This window comes from Streptomyces sp. NPDC057623, from assembly GCF_042800355.1.
GTDB lineage: Bacteria > Actinomycetota > Actinomycetes > Streptomycetales > Streptomycetaceae > Streptomyces.
Genome location: NZ_JBHVGZ010000036.1, coordinates 15,824 through 33,281 on the forward strand (window position 1 = coordinate 15,824; position 17,458 = coordinate 33,281).

The window sequence follows — 17,458 nt, forward strand, 5'->3', positions numbered from 1 at the left end:
TAAACCTAAGCTTGGAACGAGGGAGGCCAGTGATGGCGCTACGCCCCGCCCGCAAGCCGCGGAAGCCCCACGCCGCGCAGGTCATCCGTACCGAACGGCTGACCCCGCACATGCAGCGTGTGGTGCTCGGTGGCGAGGGGCTCGCCGACTTCGCGGCGGACACCTGCACGGACCACTACGTGAAAATGCTGTTCCCCCCCGATGGCGTCAGCTATCCCGAGCCCTTCGACCTGGAGCGCATCCGCGAGGAGCTGCCACGCGAGCAGTGGCCGGTGACGCGGACGTACACCGTGCGGGCCTGGGATCCCGAGCACCGTGAACTCACCCTGGACTTCGTGCTCCACGGCGACGAGGGCCTGGCCGGCCCGTGGGCGATGCGTGCCCGGCCGGGCGAGACCGTGCGCTTCATGGGCCCCGGCGGCGCCTACGCCCCCGACCCGGACGCCGACTGGCATCTGCTCGTCGGTGATGAGAGCGCGCTGCCCGCGATCGCCTGCTCCTTGGAGTCGCTGCCCGACGGCGCCACCGCGTACGCCTTCGTGGAGATCGCCGGCCCCGAGGAGGAGCAGAAGATCGACTCCGATGTCGAGGTCGTCTGGCTGCACCGCGGCGGCCGTCCCGTCGGCGAGGCGCTGGTCGAGGCCGTCCGGGCGCTGGAGTTCCCGGAGGGCCGGGTGCACGCCTTCGTGCACGGCGAGGCGCACTTCGTGAAGGAGCTGCGCCAGCTGCTGCGGGTCGAGCGCGGCCTGGCCCGCGAGAACCTGTCGATCTCCGGCTACTGGCGGCTCGGCCACGACGAGGACGGCTGGCAGGCCTCCAAGCGGGACTGGAACGCTCGGATCGAGGCGGAGGAGGAAGGGGCGGCGCCGGCCGCGTAACCCCCGCGCTTCGAGGGGCGGCACCTTTCCCGGGTGCCGCCCCTCTGCCATGCCGCCCCTCTGCCATGCCCGTGCCGGCGTCACCCCGGGCGGGTTCGTCGGGCCGGGTCAGTCGCCCTTCACCCGCGCGTGCAGGTGCATGTCGTGCCAGCCGTCCTGGTGGAGGAGGGCACTGCGCTTGGTGCCCTCCAGGGCGAAGCCGGTCTTGACGGCGACCCGGCAGGAGGCCGTGTTGGCGACCGCGTGCAGGAGTTCGAGGCGGTGCAGGCCGATGTCGTGCAGCGCCCAGCGGGTCAGGGTGGTCGTGGCACGAACGGCGACACCCCGGCCTCGGGCCGCGGCGGCGGTCCAGTAGGCGACCTCGGCCGTCCCGTCGGCGAGTTGGATCTCGCGCAGGGCCACCCGCCCCAGCAGACGGTCCGTACCGGCCTCGACGACGGCCCACTGAGCGGTCCGCTCCCCCGTCCACGCCCTGCGCCACTCCTCGATCCAGCCGCCCACCTCGGCCACGGAGCCGGCCGCCCGGACATGCCACTGGTGGAGCACCGGGTCCTGGAAGATCTCGTGGACGGCGGGGGCGTCCTCGGCCCGCCAAGGGCGCAGGAGGAGGCCGTCGCCGGTGGGGAGGTCGGGCTGCGGGGTGCCGGCGAGGGTTCCGGCCGGGACGACGGGACTGGTCAGATCGGGCATGGTGCGCATCCTGCCAACGGGCCGACGGCCCGCCCAACGGGTTTTCCGCCGCCGTACGCTTGATCGTGATGAGACGCCGTACGCCGCCCCCGCCCTCTCCCCTGCCGCAGCGCGACGGGATCGACGCCGTGCGGGTGCGGCTGCCCTTCGAGGGGGCGTGGGCCACCGTGCGGGAGCATCTGGTGGAGCGGCTCACGGGCGCGGGGCCCGGTGTCGTCGCGGGGATGTTCGACGCGGGGCTCATCGTCGGTGCGGACGGGGCGCCGGTGCCGCCGGACGCGGCGTATGTGCCGGGGATGTTCGTGTGGTTCCACCGGGAGCTGCCCGCCGAGGTGCGGGTGCCGTTCGCGGTGGAGGTCGTGCATCGCGACGAGCACATCGTCGTCGCCGACAAGCCGCACTTCCTGGCCACGACCCCGCGCGGCGGCCATGTCACCGAGACCGCGCTGGCCCGGCTGCGCCGGGAACTGGGTCTTACCGCGCTGAGCTCCGCGCACCGGCTCGACCGGCTCACCGCCGGGCTGGTGCTGTTCACGGTGCGGCCCGAGGAACGCGGCGCGTATCAGACGCTGTTCCGCGACCGGCTGGTGCAAAAGGAGTACGAGGCGGTGGCGCCGTACGATCCCGCGCTCGCCCAGCCCCGGACCGTGCGCAGCCGCATCCTGAAGGAGCGCGGGGTGCTCGCGGCCCGGGAGGTCGAGGGTGAGCCGAACGCCGTCACGCGGGTCGAGGTCGTCGAGCATCGCGCCGACGGACTGGCCCGGTACCGGCTGGTGCCCTCGACCGGGCAGACCCATCAGCTACGGGTCCATATGAGCGCCCTGGGGGTGCCGATCCTCGGCGACCCGCTGTACCCGGTGGTGGCCGACCCCGTCCCGGCCGGCGACTTCCGGCGCCCGCTCCAACTGCTGGCGCGGGCACTGGAGTTCACCGATCCGGTCACGGGGACGGCACACCGGTTCCGCAGCACGAGGGCCCTTGGGGCCTGGGTCTCGTACTCCGAGTGGGCGGCTCCGACGCCTCCGTACAGCGAGTCGGCTCAGTAACCGCGCCACCACACCAGGAAGCGCCGCCAGGCACCCTTCGGCCGGACCGGCTCCGGCGTCGGCGCGGGCTGCTGCGGCGCGACCGGCTGAGGCGCGACCGGCTGAGGGGCGGGAGCGGGGGCCGCCGGCTGCACCTGGGGCGTGCCCACCTGCCAGGTGGCCCGCTGGGGCGGGACCGGGGCACGGCCCGGCTTCTGCGTCACGTCCTGCGGGGGCTTGGGCGCGAAGCGGACCGGCATCTCCACCAGGTGGCTGGAGGCGATCGACCCCCGCCACTCCAACTCGTCCTCGCCGCAATCGAGTTCGACGTCCGGCAGACGCATCAGGAGTGCGTCGACGCCGACTTCGGCGATCGCACGGCCGATGTCGGCGCCGGGGCACTCGTGCGGCCCGCCGCCGAAGGCGAGGTGGGAACGGTTGCCCATCATGTTGGCGGCCAGGTCGGGGCGTACCCGCGGGTCGACGTTGCCCGGGGCCGGGGCGAAGAGGAGCCCGTCGCCCTTGCGGATGTGCTGACCGCCCAACTCGGTGTCCTGCTTGGCGAAGTAGGCGAAGACGGTGCTGAACGGCGGCTCGTCCCACAGGGACTGCTCGACCGCCTGCGGGACCGTCATCTGGCCGCCGCTGAGCTGGGCGCGGAACCGGGGGTCGGTGAGGACCACGCGCAGCACGTTGGCGAGGAGGTTGGCGGTCGCCTCGTAGGCGGCGATCAGCACGACCCTCAGGTGCTGGCCGATCTCGTCGTCGGTGAGCCGGGCCGGGTGGTTGATCAGGTGGGTCGCGAAGTCCTCTTCGGGCCTGGCCCGGCGCTTGGCCGTGAGCCGCATCAGCGCGTCCATGATGTACGCGTTGCTGGCGATCGCGGTCTCGGTACCCTTGAGCATGTCGCGGGCGGCCTCGACGATACGGTCGTTGTACTCGTCGGGCATGCCGAGGATCTCGCACATCACGGCCATCGGCAGATGCTCGGAGAACTGCGCGACCAGGTCGGCGCGGCCCTCCTCGCAGAACCGGTTGACGAGGCGCTGCGTGGAGCGGTTGATGTGGCGGCGCATACCGCGGTGGTCGATGGTGGACATGGCGCCGGTGACCGCGCCGCGCAGCCGCAGGTGCTCGTCGCCCTCGGCATGGGAGCAGATCGGCTGCCAGGCGATGTGCGGCATCAGCGGGTGGTCGGGCTTGACCATGCCCTCCAGGAGCGGGCTCCAGATACGGCTGTCCCGGCAGAACTGCGAGGGCGTACGCACCATGTGCAGGTTCTCGGTGTGACCGAGGACCACCCACATCGGTACGTCCTCGTGCAGCAGCACGGGCGCCACCTGGCCGTGCTGCTCGCGCAGTTGCTCGTACAGCTCGCTCAGGTCCTCCGCCTCGTGGAGCCGGTTCAGACCTCCGGGGCCGAGCCCGAGCCCATGGGCGGGGCAGCCGGGCGGCGGCGCGAAGGGGTCGTGCGTACCGGTCGGGGAAGGGAATTCAGGCGTCACAGTGATCGCTCCGAAGTGGATCCGGTGTCTGGGGGTCAAGGCGGATGCGGATGTGGGGAGAGAGGAGAGTGCGTCGCCGGATGCCCGGGGGTGGGACCGCTCCGGCAAACGGGCCTACCTGAGCGCTCCCGACATGGCCAGCGAGTGCAGGAAGCGCATCAGGGTCATCAGGACGTCACGGCTGGAGGCCCGGCGGCGTACGTCGCACTCGACGATGGGGATCTCCGGGTCCAGGTCGAGCGCCGTGCGCAGATCGTCGACGGGGTAACGGGGGCCGTCGGGAAAGGAGTTGACGGCGACGACGAACGGCACGCCGCGCTCCTCCAGTCGTCCTATGACGTCGAAGCTGACTTCGAGCCGGCGGGTGTCGATCAGCACGACCGCGCCCAGCGCGCCCTCGAACAGCCCGTTCCACAGGAACCAGAAGCGCTCCTGGCCGGGGGTGCCGAACAGGTACAGCACGAGCTCGTCGGTGATGCTGATGCGGCCGAAGTCCATGGCCACGGTGGTGGCCGTCTTGGAGTCCGAGCCGAAGTTGTCGTCGACACCGATACCGGCCTGCGTCATGGTCTCTTCGGTGGTCAGCGGCCTGATCTCGCTGACCGAGCCGACCATCGTCGTCTTGCCGACCCCGAAGCCGCCCACGATCACGATCTTGACCGCGGCCTCGGCCGTGTGCGGCAGCTGGTCCTCGGTCCGTGGACCGGGGATGGTGTCAGAGCCTTTGAAGTCCATGCATCACCGCTTCGAGAAGGGAACGGTCGGCGACGGCCTGGCGCACGATCGGGTCGCGCGCCGTCACCAGTTCGGCCGTCAGCATGTCGGTGAGCAGGACCGTCATCGTGCTGAACGGCAGGTTGAGATAGGCCGAGAGCTCGGCCACGGACAGGGGGGTCGTGCAGAGCCGGAGCAGCGCCGTCTGCTCGGGCGCGGCGGAGGGCGGTGGTTCGGCGCTCGCCACGATTAAGGTGACGAGGTCGAGCTCGGCGCGCTCGCCGTCCTTTCCGGCCACGACGAAGAGCCGCTCCGGGTTCTTCTTCACCCCCGGCCGGGGCGACTGTGGGGGCCGTTGTTCCGTCGGATGTCGCCGCTGGCGTTGCGGAGGAGTCATACGGTCTGCCCGTTGCGCCGGGGCGGACTGGTGAGATGGGCACCGATGCGGGCGACGAGGTCGGACATGCGGTTGCTCATCATCCCGGGTTCGGCGAACGTGTCGGAGAGCACGGCGAGATAGGCGTTGGCACCGGCGGCCATCAGATAGAAGTAGCCGCCGTTGATCTCGATGAGGACCATCTTCATCTTGCCGTCGCTGTTGGGGATCTCGGAGGCGACGGCGGCCGCCAGGCTCTGAAGGCCGGCACAGGCCGCGGCGACACGGTCGGCGGTGTCCGGGTCACCGCCGTAGCGGGCGATACGCAGTCCGTCGGCGGAGAGCACGACGATCATCTCGATGCCCGGTACGCCGTCGTGGAGCTCCTTGAGCATCCAGTCGAAGTTGGCGCGCTGCTGGATCACTTGAGGTCCCCCTCGTCATCGGCCTCGGGGCGGGCCGGTTGGGCGGGTCGGGTTCGCGGCTTGAGTGTGAGCGGGTCGGGCTTGTCCTTGAGTCCGTTCCAGAACGCCTCGACCCACGCACCGGGGGCGGGCTCGTCCTTCGCCGGCTCGGGCTCGGGTTCGGGCCTGGTCGTCGACCAGACGGTCGGCCTGCCCTCCCGTTCGGCCTGCTCGATGGCCGCCTGCTCGGCGATCCGCTTGCTGAGCGGGGTCTTGACCCGGCTGCGGCGCTGCGGCAGCCCGCCCGCGGTCCATTCGGTGACCACGGGGACGTCGTCCTCCATGGACACCGTGGCAGGGATCTTCGGGCTGGTGGGGCGGCGCTTCTTGGGGGTGCGCTTGGGGCCTTCGAGCGCGCCGGGTCCGAGCTTGGGCGCCGCCGCGGCACCGATGCCGTGGGCGTAGCCGGGCGCGGCGTCGGTGGTCAGCATCTCGCGCGGAATGACGAGGACCGCGCGGACACCGCCGTACGCGGAGGTGCGCAGGGAGACCTGCATGTTGAACGCGGTGCACAGTCGGCCCACGACAGCCAGGCCGAGACGCGGGGACTCGCCGAGTTCCTGGAGATCCGTGCCCTGCTTGGCGCGCTCGAGCATGCCCTCGACCCGGGCGCGGGTCTCCTCGCTGAGGCTGACGCCGGCGTCCTCGATCTCGATCGCGATGCCGGTCTGCACCTCGGTGGCGGTGACGCGCACCTCGGTCTGCGGCGGCGAGTAGCGCGTGGCGTTGTCGAGCAGCTCGGCCGCGGCGTGGATGACCGGCTCGACGGAGATGCCGCGCACGTTGACCTGGGCGATGGAGTCCAGCTTGATCCGGCGGTACTCCAGGATCCGGGACATGGCACCGCGCAGCACGCTGTACAGCTGGACGGGGTTGGGCCACTGCCGGCCGGGGCGGCCGCCGCCGAGCACGGAGATGGAGTCGGCGAGACGGCCGATCAGCATGGTGCCGTGGTCGATGCGCAGCAGGTCGTCGAAGACCTCGGGGTTGCGCCCGTGGTCCTCCTCCATCTCCCGCAGTTCCGCGGCCTGTTGGTGGACGATCGACTGGACGCGGCGGGCGATGTTGACGAAGGAGCGCTGGGCCGAGTCGCGCAGGGCCCCCTCGTGGTCGATGATGTCGAGCATCGTCTTGACCAACGCGACCTGTGCCGGGGGAAGTTGGGCGTAGGACGGGTCGATCTGGGCGAGATCGCGGATCACCTCGTGGGGTGAATTGTCACAGCGCAGCCGGTAGATCGCGGCGGGCGTGATCTCCGTGGCGAGGCGGATCATCTCGTCGTCGTGGGCGGCGACACGCCGTTCCAGATACGCGGTGTGACGGGCGTGCTCGGCCCGCAGATCCCGCAGGGCGCGGCCGCGGCGCACCGCCTGGGCCACGGCCGCCAGTACCAGCACCATGGCCACGGCACCGCACACGCCGACGGCCGTCCGGGCCGGTTCCGCCACGACGGCGACGGCGGCTCCGGTCGCCGCGGCCATCAGTATCGCCGGTAGCAACAGCGTGCGCGTGTACGGGAGTTCACCGCGACGAGGCGGGGATTGAACGCTCACCATGTGGGCCCTCTGAAACGAATCGGGTGGGTGTAGGGGGAGCTTGCAGGGGGGAATGTCATGGGTATGTCGGAATCTTCTGCATGATTGGGAACAAGCGCACGATTACACCTCAACTCGGTGCGCTGCGGGCGAGCTTAGTCCGACCGGATCATCGCTGTGTCATATTCAGCAAGCACCTGAAATGGGGTGCGCCGCGGTAGTACGCTCGGCTCCATTTATACGCTCGGATTACTTTCGCACACGGTGCGTTACGGCGTACGGGCGTGCGAAGAGTACTCACCGTGACGGGTGAAGATCGGATTCCGGCGAGGCGGGCCGCTCCGCGAGGGATCGGCGAGAGGGCGATCCGGGCTGCCGCGGACGACAAACAAGAAAGGCAAGGAGCTCTTCGACTCCTTGCCACTCTCAACTTATAGCGCACCAGGGGGCTTGCGGCAAGGCCCCCCTCGTACCGCAGAATCTCCGGCCTAGGCCAAAAGACCTGCGGAAACGGGAGTCTCGAAGTGCGTGTGGTGTTGTCGACCTACGGGTCGCGGGGGGACGTCGAACCGATGGTCGGGCTCGCGGTGCGGTTGCGGGAGCTCGGCGCGGAGGTACGGATGTGCGCTCCGCCGGACGAGGATTTCGCGCGGCGACTGGCCGGTGTCGACGTGCCGTTGGTGCCGGTCGGCCCGTCGGCTCGTGCGCTGACGAAGGCACCGCCGGCGCCGGCGTCGATGCCTCAGCGCGCGGCCGAGGTGATCGCCGGCCAGTTGGAGGTGATCCCCGCGGCGGCCGAGGGGTGTGACGTGCTGGTGGCGACCGGCATGGTCCCGGCCGCGGCCGGCGCGCGGACGGTGGCCGAGAAGCTGGGCATCCCCTCCGTGTCCGTGATCTTCCAGCAGCTCCAGCTGCCCTCGCCGCACCGCCGGCCGCTGGAGTACCGGGGCCGCCCGTTCCCGCCGGAGGTGACCGACAACCGGATGCTGTGGGACCTGGACGCCCAGAGCATCAACGCGCTGTTCGGCGAGGCGCTCAACACGAACCGGGCGTCGATCGGCCTGCCACCGGTGGACAGCGTCCGCGACTACGTCTTCGGCGGCCGGCCGTGGGTGGCGACGGACCCGGTCCTGGACCCGCTGCACGAGATGCCGGACCTCGACGCCGTCCAGACCGGCGCGTGGATCGCGCCCGACGTCCGCCCGCTCCCGGCCGGGCTGGAGGCGTTCCTGGACGCCGGCACCCCGCCGGTGTACGTGGGCTTCGGCAGCATGCCCCTGCACGCGTCGACGGACGCCGCCCAGGTGGCCATCGACGCCGTGCGCGCGCAGGGCCGCCGCGTCCTGGTCTCCCGCGGCTGGGCCGACCTCGCCCTGGCCGACGGCCAGGACGACTGCTTCGCCGTGGGCGAGGCCAACCACCAGGCACTGTTCACCCGGGTGGCCGCCGTCGTGCACCACGGTGGCGCCGGTACGACGACCACCGCCGCCCGAGCCGGTGCGCCCCAGGTCGTGGTGCCCCAGATGGCGGACCAGCCGTACTGGGCCGGCCGGGTGGCCGACCTGGGCATCGGGGCGGCACACGACGGTCCGACGCCGACCTTCGCCTCCCTGTCGGCCGCACTCGAAACGGCCCTGAACCCCGAGACCCACGCGCGAGCAACCGCCGTGGCGGCCGCGATCCGCACCGACGGGACGGACGTGGCCGCGAGGCTCGTGCTCGACGCGGCCGCCTGAGAACGGGCCGCCCCGCCCGCGCCCGCCCGCGCGTCCAGGCGGCTCACCAGAGGCAGGGGCTCGATCCGCGATGCCGGAGAGCCACAGAGCCGCATCGCCACCACACCGCACGTCGCCGCATCACCGCAATCGACCGCACCACCCCGGAGCCGCCGTGAACCCCGTGACCACCAGTGCGTTCGACCTTCCCGACCGCCTCTCCCCCAAGGCCGACCCGGCCCTGATCGCCGGCGACGAGCGGCACTTCGCTGCCGTCGCGCAGTGCCTGGAGCAGTCCATCGCCGAGCTGACCGACCGTCTCGACGCCGCGCGCAGGGCGCCCGGCGGCAAAGGGCAGGAGGCGATGGACCGGGACATCGAGGTGCACCGGCTGACGGCGCGCCTTCGCACACTGCGCCGCTTCGGCCTGGACCTGTGCCTGGGACACATGGTCGACGCCGACAGCGCCGAGCCCGTCTACATCGGCCGACTCGGCCTGACGGACAGCACCGGCCGCCGCCTGCTGCTCGACTGGCGCTCCCCCGCCGCCGAGCCGTTCTTCGGAGCCACCCACGCCAACCCGATGGGGCTGGCGAGCCGCCGCAGATACCGCTGGGCCGACGGCCGGATCAACGACTACTGGGACGAGGTGTTCACCTCGGACGGGTTCGGCGGACACCAGGCCGCCCTCGACGACCAGTCCGCCTTCATCGCCAGCCTGGGCAGCGACCGCTCGCCCCGGATGCGGGACGTGCTGGGCACCATCCAGGCCGACCAGGACGCCATCATCCGCGCGGGATCCCGCGGCGCGCTCGTCGTCGACGGCGGTCCCGGTACGGGCAAGACCGTCGTCGCGCTGCACCGCTCCGCCTACCTCCTCCACTCCGACCCGCGCCTCGGGCACCGCCGGGGCGGCGTGCTCTTCGTCGGTCCGCACCGCCCGTACCTGGCGTACGTCTCCGACGTGCTGCCCAGCCTCGGCGAGGAGGGCGTACAGACGTGCATCCTGCGGGACCTCGTCACCGAGGGCGCCACAGCGACCGTCGAGGCCGACCCGGACGTGGCCCGCCTGAAGTCGTCCGCCGACCTGGTGAAGGCGATCGAGAAGGCCGTCAGGTTCTACGAGGAGCCGCCCGCCAAGGGGATGACGGTCACCACCCATTGGTCGGATGTCTGGCTGAGCGCCGGCGACTGGGCCGTGGCGTTCGACGCGGCGGAACCCGGCACTCCGCACAACGAGGCGCGTGACCAGGTCTGGAAGGAGCTCCTCACGATCCTGGTCGACAAGCACGAAGGAGACGCCTCGACACAGGACGGCGAGGTCTCGGCGGACCTGCTGCGCAGGTCGCTGACGCAGAACAGGGAGCTGCTCACGGCCTTCAACCGCGCCTGGCCGCTGCTCGAAGCGGCGGACCTGGTCGGCGATCTGTGGTCGGTACCCGCCTACCTGCGCATGTGCGCTCCCTGGCTCAGCCGCGAGGACGTCCAGCGGCTCCAGCGCGCGGACGCCCAGGCCTGGACGGTGTCCGACCTCCCGCTGCTGGACGCGGCACGACAGCGGCTCGGCGACCCGGAGGCGTCCCGCCGAAAGCGCCGCCACGAGGCCACCATCGCCGCCGAGAACGAGCGTATGGGCAGGGTCGTCGACGACCTGCTGGCGGCCCACACCTACGACGACGGCGAGGGCGTCCTGGTCATGCTGCACGGACAGGACATGCGGAACTCCCTGGTCGACGACTCGGTCCTGCCCACCGCCGACCCGGACCTGCTCGCCGGCCCGTTCGCGCACATCGTCGTGGACGAGGCCCAGGAACTGACCGACGCGGAGTGGCAGATGCTGCTCCTGCGCTGCCCGTCCCGGAGCTTCACCATCGTCGGCGACCGTGCCCAGGCCAGGCAGGGCTTCACGGAGCCATGGCGGGAGCGGCTCGAACGGGTCGGGTTCAACCGCATCGACCTGGCCTCCCTGAGCATCAACTACCGGACGCCGGAAGAGATCATGGCGGCGGCCGAACCGGTCATCCGGACCGCGCTCCCGGACGCCAACGTACCGACGTCCATCCGCAGCACCGGCACCCCCGTCGTCCATGGCTCCACCACGGACCTCGACGCGATCCTGCGCACGTGGCTCGCCGAGCACACCGAGGGGATCGCCTGCGTGATCGGCGCCCCCGAGTTCCCCCCGACCGACCGGGTCCAGTCAGTGACCCCGGAACTCTCGAAGGGACTCGAATTCGACCTGGTGATCCTGGTAGAGCCCCAGACCTTCGGCGAGGGCATCGAGGGAGCGGTGGACCGCTATGTGGCGATGACGAGGGCGACTCAGCAGTTGGTCATCCTTGGAGAGACCGCACTTCCCGAGAGGCGATGAGTGCACGTACCCGGGGGCGGGGCTGCATCGACATACGGCTCCGTCGCGCGGGCGCGACCAGCCCCAACGAACCCGCACCCGCCGACGAACCCCTCACCCCACCGACGAATAGGCGACAACCCCGCGCAACAGCCCGTCCACAGCCTTGCGCGCGCTCTTGGCCACCGTCGTCGAGCCCTCGGCAGGAGAGGCCGCCGCGATCTGCCCCAGTACGTCGATCACCTGCTTGCACCACCGCACGAAGTCACCGGCCGGCATCTCCGCCTCACGCAACACCTCGTCGAGCCCCGCGCCGTTGGCCCACATGTACGCGGCCCAGGCGAACCCGAGATCCGGCTCACGCTGCCCGACCCCCTCGCTCTGTGTGATCCGGAAGTCCTCCTCAAGGGCATCGAGCCGCCCCCAGATCCGCACCATCTCACCGAGCGCGGCCTTGGCCTTGCCCGACGGCAGCTTCGGGGTCATCGCGTCGTCCCCGACCCGGGCCTCGTACACCAACGCCGAGACGCAGGCGGCCAGTTCGGCCGGACCGAGGCCCTCCCACACCCGTTCCCGCAGGCATTCGCTGGCCAGCAGGTCGAGTTCGCCGTACAGCCGCGCGAGTCGCTTTCCGTGCTCGGTGACCTCGTCGGCGCGCAGATAGTCCAGTTCGGTCAGCAGCGCGACGATGCGGTCGAAGGTGCGCGCGATCGTGTTCGTACGGCCTTCGATACGGCGCTCCAGCTGCGAGGTGTCCCGCAGCAGCCGGTGGTAGCGCTCGGCCCAACGGGCGTGGTCCTCACGGTCGTTGCAGCCGTGGCAGGCGTGGGCGCGGATCGCCGTGCGCAGCCGGGCGATCTCCCGGTCGTCCGCAGCCTGGGACCGCCGCCTGCGCTGCCGCTCGGGCGGAATGTGCCCCGCCTTGGTGCGCAGCGCCGAGGCGAGGTCCCGACGGGACTGCGGGGAGCGCGGGTTGAAGGACTTGGGGATCCGCATCCGCTCCAACGCCTCGACGGGGACGGGGAAGTCCATGGACGCCAGCCGCTTGACCTGCCGTTCGGCGGTCAGGACCAGCGGGCGCGGTCCGTCGTGGTGCTCGAAGCCGCGGTGGCCGTTGGACCGCCCGGCGGGCAGCCCGGGATCGAGCACCAGCGCGAGACCGGCGTACTTGCCCGTCGGCACATGGATGACGTCACCCGGCTTGAGCTTCTCCAGCGCGACCGCGGCCTCCGCGCGTCGCTGCGCCACACCCTCCCGGGCCAACTCCGTCTCGCGGTCCTTGAGTTCGCGACGCAGTCGCGCGTACTCCTCGAAGTCCCCGAGATGGCAGGTCATGGACTCCTTGTAGCCATCGAGCCCCTCCTCGTTGCGCTGCACCTGCCGGGAGATCCCGACGACCGACTTGTCGGCCTGGAACTGGGCGAACGAGGTCTCCAGCAGCTCACGCGAGCGGTGCCGGCCGAACTGCTCGACCAGGTTGACCGCCATGTTGTACGACGGCTTGAAGCTGGACTTCAGCGGGTACGTGCGCGTGCCGGCCAGCCCGGCGAGGTGCTCGGGGCTGGACCCGCGCTGCCACAGCACCACGGCGTGGCCCTCGACGTCGATGCCGCGGCGGCCCGCGCGGCCGGTGAGCTGCGTGTACTCACCGGGCGTGATGTCGGCGTGCTGCTCGCCGTTCCATTTGACGAGCTTCTCCAACACCACCGACCGGGCCGGCATGTTGATGCCCAGCGCCAGCGTCTCCGTGGCGAACACGGCCTTCACCAGGCCACGGACGAACAGCTCCTCGACGACTTCCTTGAAGGTCGGCAGCATGCCCGCGTGATGAGCGGCTATACCGCGCTCCAGACCTTCCAGCCACTCGTAGTAACCGAGGACATGCAGGTCCTCGGAGGGGATGGCCGAGGTGCGCTCCTCGACGAGGGCACGCACCTTCTCCCGCGCCTCGTCGTCGTTCAGCCTCAGTCCCGCGTGCAGGCACTGCTGGACGGCGGCCTCACACGCGGCCCGGCTGAAGATGAAGGTGATCGCGGGCAGCAGCCCCTCGGCGTCGAGACGTTCGATGACCTCCGGCCGCCCCGGCGTCCACACCCGGGACCGCTGTCTGCGCTCCCGCTCACGATCGGCCTCCCGCATCGCGCGCCCACGCCTGCGGTCCTGGTACGACGGCCTGGTCGCTTCCATCCGGGCCAGCCGCATGAGGTCGGGGTTGACGGCCTTCCTGTGGCCGTCGCCCTCCTCGAACAGGTCGTACATCCGCCGCCCGGCGAGCACGTGCTGGAACAGGGGGACGGGCCGGTGCTCGGAGACGATCACCTCGGTGTCGCCGCGGACGGTGTCGAGCCAGTCGCCGAACTCCTCGGCGTTCGACACGGTCGCCGAGAGCGAGACGAGCGTGACCGACTCGGGGAGGTGAATGATCACCTCTTCCCATACGGCGCCGCGGAAGCGGTCGGAGAGGTAGTGCACCTCGTCCATGACCACGTAGCCGAGGCCGAGGAGGGTCTGCGACCCGGCGTACAGCATGTTCCGCAGCACCTCGGTCGTCATCACGACCACCGGGGCGTCGGAGTTGATGCTGTTGTCGCCGGTGAGCAGACCGACCACGCCGTCCCCGTAGCGGCGGCACAGGTCGGCGTACTTCTGGTTCGACAGCGCCTTGATGGGCGTCGTGTAGAAGCACTTCTTGCCCTGCATCAGGGCGAGGTGGACGGCGAACTCGCCCACGATCGTCTTGCCGGAGCCGGTGGGCGCGGCCACCAGCACGCCCTTCCCCGTCTCGAGCGCCTGGCATGCCTCGATCTGGAAGGGGTCGAGGCCGAAGTCGTACATCTCGCGGAAGGAGGCGAGCGCGGTGGCCTGCTCGGCAGCGCGCCTGCGTGCTGCCGCATACCGCTCGGCCGGTGAGAGGTCCTCTGTCATCGTGCTTTCGAGCGTACCGGGCCCCACTGACAACAGGACGATCATTATCCGGATCGGCACCCGACAAACCCGGGACCCCCGCAGCTCACGGCCGCGCGACGGAGACGGCCGGGTGCGCCCCGTAGGCGCCCCGGCCGTGTCCGCTTGCGAAACCGCTGCTCTCAGGTCACGTCGTCGTAGCCGTTGACCCGCTCCGTGCTCGCCTGCTCGGGCAGCGACCGGCTCGCGGAGACGGTCTCGACCTCGCCGATGGTCTCGGGGGTCAGGTCGAGGTCGGAGGCCTCGTCGTCGTCCAGATCCGCGTCGGGGTTGTTACGGCTGCGCCGTCGGTCGTTCAGGATGGAGAAGCCGACCGCCATGAAGTACAGGATGACGATGGGCCCGGCGAGGGCCATCATGCCGATCGGGTCGGTGGTGGGGGTCGCCACGGCACCGAAGACGAAGACACCCATCACGACACCGCGCCACCAGCCGAGCATGCGGCGCCCCGTCACCATGCCCGTCAGGTTCACCATGACCAGGAGCAGGGGAAGCTCGAAGGCCGCACCGAAGACCAGGACCATCCGGACACTGAAGTCGAGGATCTTGTCCATCGGCAGGATGTTCGCCGACCCGTCGGGCGTGATGCCCAGCAGGACACGCATGCTGATCGGCATGATCGTGTAGGCGAGCCAGGCGCCCCCGAAGAACAGCGGCACTGCGGCGGCCACGAAGTAGTACGTGTACTTGCGCTCGCTCTTGTGCAGCCCCGGGGCGATGAACGCCCACAGTTGGTAGAGCCATACAGGGCTGGACAGCACGATGCCCGCCATGAGGCTGACCTTCACCGTGGTCGTGAAGGGAGAAAGGAGGTCGGTGTACGCGACGACCGCGCAGGCACCTCCCGTGGTCTCGCCCAGGCCCTTGGTACAGCGAGGCACAGGATCGGAGAGGAACTCCATGAGTTCCTGGTTGTAGAAGGCGGCCGCGATGGTGACGACCGTGATCGCCAACATGCCTTTCGCGAGCCGGTTGCGGAGCTCACGAAGGTGTTCCACGAGGGGCATCCGCCCCTCGGGATCCTTCTCCTTCTTGCGGGCAGACTTCAGCAACCCACGTTCCCATCTCGTGCGGCGGGCCGGAGGTCACCGGCCCTGCGTCAGCGCTTGGTGGTGTCCGTCGGCTCGCTGACCGGGCGAGCGTTCGTCGCGTCGCCGGGGGCGGCCTGGATGATGCGCTGGGCGGGGGGCTGCTGGTCGCTGTTGGCCGGCGGGTCGGCCGGGGCGGCGGACTTGTCCTCTTCCTTCATCGCCTTGGCCTCGCTCTTGAGAATGCGAGCCGACTTGCCGAGGGAGCGGGCCATGTCCGGAAGCTTCTTGGCACCGAACAGCAGGATGATGACTACGAGGATCAGAATGATCTCGGTGGGGCCGAGCCTACCCATAGCTGTATACCTTCTTCACCGAGGCGACATGGTCCGAATACCCGGCAGGTCGGACATACATCCGACCACCGTGCTGCCAGGGATCGTAACGCTCAGGGGTGAACGCGGGACAATCCCTGTGCATACTCCCAGTCCGCGGGCCCGCGCCTCGCTCTCGGGGCCGCAATCCGCAGCGTACCTGGCGTGGGCGGCAAGTTGACAGGCCGAAGTGGCCCAAAACGCACGCGACGCAGGTCTCACACCGAATCCTTGAGCGGACTACAGGGAGTCCACAGCCCGGGCGGCGCGGGCGGTCGCCCGCTCCAGGTCCTCCGCGGCCCTGCTGATGCGCCGAGCGGAGTCCGTGACCTGCCGGCCGAGGCGCTGCGCTTCCAGGAAGACCCGCACAGCGAGCACACCGAGCACCACAAGACCCAGAAAACCCACAGCTACCGCGAACATCGGCCAGAACATGACGCCGAGCCTAGACCGTCCTACAGCGTGGAGTGCAGCCGCAGGGTGCTGACCCCGCCGCCCGTCAGCAGTTCGACGATCCGCTCGCCCGCCGGCTTGCGGACGGACACGCCGCACTCGGGACAGGTGAAGGAGTAGAACGTCGTACGGCTGGTCGCGCCGATGACGAGTCGAAGGGCGCTCGCGGTGAGCTCGAAGCAGCCGCGGCAGTCCGGGCAGCCGGCCTTGAACACCACCGGGGACACGCTTCTCATCCCGGCGAACGCGGACGCCACCGTCACTTCCCGCACCCCGGACGTCGCCGACTCGCTCAAAGCCCTGCTCCCGCCTGTCGCACCGCTTGTCCAACCGCCTGCCGAGCCGTTGTGTCCTGGCCTGTCCTACTGTCCGTCGCCCACCGGGTGCGCCCCGTGAGCGCCGTGCGCCTCGACCCCGTCGTACGCCGCCAGCGCCTCGCGGGCCGCCTGCCGGGCACTGTCGGCCAGCTCGGACGGCGAGACGATCCGGCCGTCCCGCCCGAGCCGCAACGCCAGGCGGCGCAGCGACGCCGGGTCCGGGGTGCGCAGAGTGATACGCAGCCCGCCGTCCGGCAGCTCATCCGCGCTGTCGTGCGGGTAGTACTCGGCGACCCAGCGCCCGCCCGGACCGACCTCGACGACGACCTCGGGATCCTCCGCGGCGGGCTGCACCAGCCCTTCCGACAGGTCCCGCAGCTCGATCTCGGGCGCCGCGGACGGCTCGTCCAGGATCTTGATCTCGGCGACCCGGTCCAGCCGGAAGGTGCGGCGCGCCTCGGAGCGACGGCACCATGCCTCGACATAGGTGTGGCCGACGCTGACCAGGCGGATCGGGTCGATCTCGCGCTCGGTGACCTCGTCCCGGGCCGGCGAGTAGTAACGGATCCACAGCCGGCGCCGCTCGGAGATCGCACGGTCGACGTCGGCGAAGACTCCGCCCTCGGACTCGAAGGTCACCGACAGCCGGGAGCTGGCGCCGGCCGCCTCCCCGGCGGCGGTCTCCACCTTGGCGGTCGCCCGCAGCAGCGCCTGCCGGTCGCTCTCCCGCAGGCCGGGCAGCGTGGACACGGCCCGCGCCGCCACCAGCAGCGCGGTGGCCTCGTCGGCGGCGAGCCGCAACGGCTCGGCGACATCGTCGGGGTTGTGCCACCAGATGCGCTCGCCGTCGGTGTCGATGTCGAGCAGGTCACCGCCGCGGAAGCTGGTGCCGCACATGGGCAGCACGTCGAGGTCCGAGACCAGCTCGTCCTCGGAGATGCCGAAGGCACGCGCGACATCCTCGACGCGGGCACCGGGACGCTCCCTCAGATACGTCACCAGCGAAAGCATCCGCCGGGTCTGGTCGATGGCATTGACGGGCCGAACCGGTTTGCCTGCCACTGTCTTGC

The 17,458-nt window shown here is 70.6% G+C and carries 16 protein-coding genes; 4 read left to right on the forward strand and 12 right to left on the reverse strand.

The features are described 5' to 3' along the window. The first annotated feature begins 32 nt into the window (after window positions 1-32). Entirely contained in the window at window positions 33-878 is an 846-nt protein-coding gene (locus ACFU95_RS30175; RefSeq protein ID WP_383833612.1) for a siderophore-interacting protein, read from the forward strand. Between the two features lie 108 nt (window positions 879-986). Here the strand turns inward: ACFU95_RS30175 and ACFU95_RS30180 are convergent, their stop codons facing one another. Then, the gene (locus tag ACFU95_RS30180) at window positions 987-1,568 is read right to left on the reverse strand and encodes a GNAT family N-acetyltransferase (protein ID WP_383833615.1); all 582 of its coding nucleotides are present in this window, start codon (window positions 1,566-1,568) and stop codon (window positions 987-989) included. A gap of 68 nt (window positions 1,569-1,636) precedes the next feature. Between ACFU95_RS30180 and ACFU95_RS30185 the strand changes: the two genes are divergently transcribed. Further along, the gene (locus ACFU95_RS30185) at window positions 1,637-2,614 is read left to right on the forward strand and encodes an RluA family pseudouridine synthase (RefSeq protein WP_383833618.1); all 978 of its coding nucleotides are present in this window, start codon (window positions 1,637-1,639) and stop codon (window positions 2,612-2,614) included. Here the strand turns inward: ACFU95_RS30185 and ACFU95_RS30190 are convergent. The 5 genes from ACFU95_RS30190 to ACFU95_RS30210 form a co-directional block, all read right to left on the reverse strand. Then, on the reverse strand, window positions 2,608-4,098 hold the full coding sequence (locus tag ACFU95_RS30190; protein WP_383833621.1) for a cytochrome P450: 1,491 nt from the start codon (window positions 4,096-4,098) through the stop codon (window positions 2,608-2,610). The two genes, ACFU95_RS30185 and ACFU95_RS30190, sit on opposite strands and share 7 nt — an antisense overlap. A 114-nt stretch (window positions 4,099-4,212) precedes the next feature. Further along, complete coding sequence (locus ACFU95_RS30195; protein ID WP_383833624.1) at window positions 4,213-4,833, reverse strand: ATP/GTP-binding protein; 621 nt, start codon at window positions 4,831-4,833, stop codon at window positions 4,213-4,215. After that, window positions 4,814-5,209, reverse strand: coding sequence for a DUF742 domain-containing protein (locus ACFU95_RS30200; protein WP_383833627.1), 396 nt, complete (start codon window positions 5,207-5,209; stop codon window positions 4,814-4,816). The genes ACFU95_RS30195 and ACFU95_RS30200 overlap by 20 nt, the downstream gene beginning before the upstream one ends. Continuing rightward, on the reverse strand, window positions 5,206-5,613 hold the full coding sequence (locus tag ACFU95_RS30205; RefSeq protein ID WP_030049419.1) for a roadblock/LC7 domain-containing protein: 408 nt from the start codon (window positions 5,611-5,613) through the stop codon (window positions 5,206-5,208). Before ACFU95_RS30205 ends, ACFU95_RS30200 begins: the two co-directional genes overlap by 4 nt. Further along, complete coding sequence (locus tag ACFU95_RS30210; protein WP_383833630.1) at window positions 5,610-7,208, reverse strand: ATP-binding protein; 1,599 nt, start codon at window positions 7,206-7,208, stop codon at window positions 5,610-5,612. The genes ACFU95_RS30205 and ACFU95_RS30210 overlap by 4 nt, the downstream gene beginning before the upstream one ends. A 509-nt stretch (window positions 7,209-7,717) precedes the next feature. On the opposite strand from ACFU95_RS30210, the gene ACFU95_RS30215 reads away from it, so the two are divergent. Then, window positions 7,718-8,923 (forward strand): glycosyltransferase, encoded by a 1,206-nt coding sequence (locus tag ACFU95_RS30215; protein ID WP_383833813.1) that lies wholly within the window; start codon window positions 7,718-7,720, stop codon window positions 8,921-8,923. A 154-nt stretch (window positions 8,924-9,077) separates the two neighbouring features. Further along, entirely contained in the window at window positions 9,078-11,273 is a 2,196-nt protein-coding gene (gene helR / locus ACFU95_RS30220) for an RNA polymerase recycling motor ATPase HelR (protein WP_383833633.1), read from the forward strand. 93 nt (window positions 11,274-11,366) lie between these two features. On the opposite strand, the gene ACFU95_RS30225 is transcribed toward helR, so the two are convergent. The 6 genes from ACFU95_RS30225 to ACFU95_RS30250 form a co-directional block, all read right to left on the reverse strand. Next, window positions 11,367-14,222 (reverse strand): DEAD/DEAH box helicase, encoded by a 2,856-nt coding sequence (locus ACFU95_RS30225; RefSeq protein WP_383833816.1) that lies wholly within the window; start codon window positions 14,220-14,222, stop codon window positions 11,367-11,369. Between the two features lie 116 nt (window positions 14,223-14,338). Further along, window positions 14,339-15,268 carry a twin-arginine translocase subunit TatC gene (tatC, locus tag ACFU95_RS30230; protein ID WP_383833636.1) on the reverse strand — a complete coding sequence of 310 codons (930 nt, stop codon included), beginning with the start codon at window positions 15,266-15,268 and terminating at the stop codon, window positions 14,339-14,341. A 47-nt stretch (window positions 15,269-15,315) separates the two neighbouring features. Continuing rightward, complete coding sequence (gene tatA, locus ACFU95_RS30235; RefSeq protein WP_383833639.1) at window positions 15,316-15,600, reverse strand: Sec-independent protein translocase subunit TatA; 285 nt, start codon at window positions 15,598-15,600, stop codon at window positions 15,316-15,318. Between the two features lie 258 nt (window positions 15,601-15,858). Then, a complete protein-coding gene (locus ACFU95_RS30240; RefSeq protein ID WP_383833642.1) occupies window positions 15,859-16,053 on the reverse strand; it encodes a hypothetical protein in 195 nt (64 codons plus the stop codon). Between the two features lie 20 nt (window positions 16,054-16,073). Further along, entirely contained in the window at window positions 16,074-16,367 is a 294-nt protein-coding gene (locus tag ACFU95_RS30245) for a hypothetical protein (RefSeq protein ID WP_383833645.1), read from the reverse strand. A 66-nt stretch (window positions 16,368-16,433) separates the two neighbouring features. Next, the gene (locus ACFU95_RS30250; RefSeq protein WP_383833647.1) at window positions 16,434-17,450 is read right to left on the reverse strand and encodes a helix-turn-helix transcriptional regulator; all 1,017 of its coding nucleotides are present in this window, start codon (window positions 17,448-17,450) and stop codon (window positions 16,434-16,436) included. Window positions 17,451-17,458 lie beyond the last annotated feature (8 nt).

Coding starts and splice junctions, on each gene's coding strand:
- ACFU95_RS30175 (WP_383833612.1), top strand. CDS start 33: ATGGCGCTACGCCCCGCCCGCAAGCCGCGGAAGCCCCACGCCGCGCAG.
- ACFU95_RS30180 (WP_383833615.1), bottom strand. CDS start 1,568: ATGCCCGATCTGACCAGTCCCGTCGTCCCGGCCGGAACCCTCGCCGGC.
- ACFU95_RS30185 (WP_383833618.1), top strand. CDS start 1,637: ATGAGACGCCGTACGCCGCCCCCGCCCTCTCCCCTGCCGCAGCGCGAC.
- ACFU95_RS30195 (WP_383833624.1), bottom strand. CDS start 4,833: ATGGACTTCAAAGGCTCTGACACCATCCCCGGTCCACGGACCGAGGAC.
- ACFU95_RS30200 (WP_383833627.1), bottom strand. CDS start 5,209: ATGACTCCTCCGCAACGCCAGCGGCGACATCCGACGGAACAACGGCCC.
- ACFU95_RS30210 (WP_383833630.1), bottom strand. CDS start 7,208: ATGGTGAGCGTTCAATCCCCGCCTCGTCGCGGTGAACTCCCGTACACG.
- ACFU95_RS30225 (WP_383833816.1), bottom strand. CDS start 14,222: ATGATCGTCCTGTTGTCAGTGGGGCCCGGTACGCTCGAAAGCACGATG.
- tatA (WP_383833639.1), bottom strand. CDS start 15,600: ATGGGTAGGCTCGGCCCCACCGAGATCATTCTGATCCTCGTAGTCATC.
- ACFU95_RS30240 (WP_383833642.1), bottom strand. CDS start 16,053: ATGTTCTGGCCGATGTTCGCGGTAGCTGTGGGTTTTCTGGGTCTTGTG.